The sequence below is a fragment of the Gordonibacter pamelaeae 7-10-1-b genome, assembly GCF_000210055.1.
Classification (GTDB): domain Bacteria; phylum Actinomycetota; class Coriobacteriia; order Coriobacteriales; family Eggerthellaceae; genus Gordonibacter; species Gordonibacter pamelaeae.
The window spans coordinates 2,809,693-2,812,585 of the sequence record NC_021021.1 but is presented as its reverse complement, the minus strand read 5'-3'; the positions used below and the strand labels follow the sequence as shown (position 1 = coordinate 2,812,585).

Annotated in this window: 2 protein-coding genes; both read right to left on the bottom strand. The window is 66.2% G+C overall.

All coding sequences use genetic code 11. The features are described from left to right. Nucleotides 1–366, bottom strand: a 366-nt coding sequence (locus GPA_RS19370; protein WP_041239625.1) for a hypothetical protein, incomplete at its 3' end; no start/stop codon positions are given. Nucleotides 367–379: 13 nt separating this feature from the next. Then, the coding region (locus GPA_RS13005) for a VirB4-like conjugal transfer ATPase, CD1110 family (protein WP_041239624.1) at nt 380–2,893 on the bottom strand (2,514 nt) is incomplete at its 5' end.

Genomic DNA, 2,893 nt, shown 5'->3' with positions numbered 1-2,893 from the left:
CTCGTCGGCGATCTGGGCGTTGCCGTCGGAAAGGCCGATGGCCGCGCTCATCTCCAGCGCCGCGCGGGGGCTGTGCAGGACGCCCTTCGCGGCCCCTTTGGCTGCGCCTTTCGCCGCGCCCTCGGCGGCTCCCTTCGCCGCGCCGAGGGCGTTGCCGACGGACTCGCTGACGCGGTCCTTGAACACGGACCTTGCGGCCTCCCCGCGCGTGAGCTCGGGGAGGGCCGATTCCTTGTAGGGCGCGACGGCCCGCTGCCTGTATGCGGGGCCGTCGTGCTGCACGGCATACTCGAGGGAGGAGTGCTTGACCTTCTCCATCTCTAGCGGGCTCGCCTTGTCGGTGACGGTGGGCTTCTCGTCTGCCATGGCTCGGGTCGCGCTACCCGCGGCGGGCGCCGTCGCCGCGCCCGTCCTCGTTGGAGTACTGGATCAGGTCGTCGAGCTTGGTGGTGACCATGCGGTAGATGGCCGAGTCCGTCGGGATGCGGTTCTCGAACGGGATGATCTTGCCGCCGGCGACCAGCAGGCCCTCTCCGGGCCCGGCGTTGCGCATCATCGCGACCTGGCGCTCGGAGAGCTTGATGACCTCGCCCAGCGCCGCGGCGTCCGATGCGGACTGGCCGAGCAGCACCAGGAAGTCGGAGTTAGCCAGCATCAGGCGGCTCTTCTCGTTGTTGATGATGCGCTCGATGTTCTGCGTGATGCCGGTCGGGATGGCGCCGTACTTGCGCGAGCGGGTCCAGAGCTGGTCGAAGTACGAGATCGCGTAGTCGTTCTCGAAGAGCAGCTGCATCTCGTCGATGAACACCCAGGTGCGGACGTGGCGCTCGCGGTTGCGCACGATGCGGTTCCACGTCTGGTCGAGCAGGATCAGCAGCGCCAGGCCCTTCATGTTGTCGGCGCAGTCGCGGATGTCGTAGACGACGAAGCGCTTGTGCGTGTTCACGTTGGTCGGGTGGTTGAACAGCGAGGCCTGGCCGGTGACGTAGCGCTCGATGGTGACGGCGAGCATGCGTCCCTCGGGCTCGGGCTGCTGGTTGAGCATGTTGTAGAAGTCGATCAGCGTGGGGATGTCGCGCTGGTCGTGGGTGGCGAAGTAGCGGTCGTAGATGCGCGAGACGCAGCGGTCCACGAGGGTCTTCTGCATCGGCGAGAGGTTCTTGGCCATCATCTCGACCATCGACATGATGGCGTCGACCTTCATCGCGAGCGGCTGTTCGCCCTCCACGAGCTCGAGATCGAACGGGTTGATATAGGTATGCGAGTCTCCGGAGATCTGGACGACCTCGCCGTCCATCTCGCGCGCGACGTTGATGTACTCGCGCTCGGGGTCGAGCACGATGACCTCGGCGGTGGGGTCGGTGAGAAGCGTCCACAGGATCGTGTTCTTGGCCGTCACCGACTTGCCGCGGCCCGGCTTGCCCAGGATGAAGCCGTTGGGCGCGACGGCGTCGCGGCGGTTGTAGAAGATGAAGTTCTTGGACGTCTGGTTCTGGCCCATCCACATGCCGCCGCGCTCCATGAGCTCGACCGACGTGAACGGCACGAGCGCCGCGAGCGGGGCGGTCGTGAGGTTGCGTACGTAGGGGATGTCGCAGCGGCCCGTGGGCAGCATCGCGGCGAAACCCTGTCGCTGGAGCTTCACGAGGGGCACTGCGCGGCAGGTGAATCGGCGGAACACGTCCTGGATGGCCCCGGAGTTCTCGTCGCAGTCCTCGAGCGAGTCCGCCCAGGTCATGGTGGTGCAGGTGAGCGACCACATCTTCTGGTCGCGGCTCACGAGGTCGTCGCGCAGGTCGCGGGCGTTCTCCATGGCGTCCTGGAGGTTGGTCGGCAGCATCTCGTCGGTGATGTACATGGTCTGGGAGTGCTTGAGCACGTAGTCGGACTTCTGCACCTTGAGATCGGTGTTCATCGACTCGATGGTCTCGATGGCGCGCGACTGCTCCCAGCTCGTCATGTCGAGCGTGATCACCTGGTTGATGGGCAGCTCCGCCAGGCTCGAGATCATGTCGGAGCGCACCGAGCCCGCCCATTTCTGGAGGTAGAGCGCCTGGCCCGTGACGCCGTTCCATGAGATATGGGTGTCGTCGATCTTGGTGAGGTCGGCGGGCGCGACGAGGTCCTTGGTGGTGTAGCCGAGCTGGATGGCGCTCACGCCGTGCTCGTCGGTGACCTTCAGGTCCTCGAACGAGACGAAGCCGCGCGGGTCGCGCGGGTTGGTGATCGAGTCGATGATGCGCAGAAGCTCGTTTCCGCGGACCTCCTCCGAGTTGACCCCCATGTTCTTGAGCGAGCGCATGACCTGCTCGGTCGCGCGGGCGAGCAGCGGGGACGCCTGCTCGCGGGTCGGCGCCTCGACGGTCACGATGAACAGCCGGCGCCTCTCGACGTTCTGCTGCGTCTCGGCGACCTTGCTCTCGATGATCTGGTTGATGTCGCGGCGGAAGCGGTTGCCGGCGTAGTCGCCCTCGACGGGCGGCAGGAAGGTGTCCTCGCGGAACGCGTCTCGGTCGATGACGCGGCACAGGATCTTGACCTGGAGGTGCACGGTGTTGTCGAACGTGTTGAGAAGTTCGGACCAGTTCTCGTAGATCTCGCGCTGCTCGGACTCGCGCGCCGCCTGGAAGCTGGCGTCCTGGAACTCCACGACGCGGCTGTAGACGCCCTGCTGGAGCTTGACGGTGCCGTCCTCGCACAGGAGCTCATAGCCGAGCGCGTCCTGCGTGCACTTGTCCGCGCGCAGGACGAGGGTGCCAGGGTAGTCCTCGGTCGGCAGAAGGCGCTTCATGCCCTTCTTCTTTCCCGCCTTCTCCGCGGCGCGCTCGCGGCGCTTTCGGGCTTTCGCGGCCTTCGCGTTGAGCTTCTGCTGGCGGCGGGCGTCGCGGCCCTC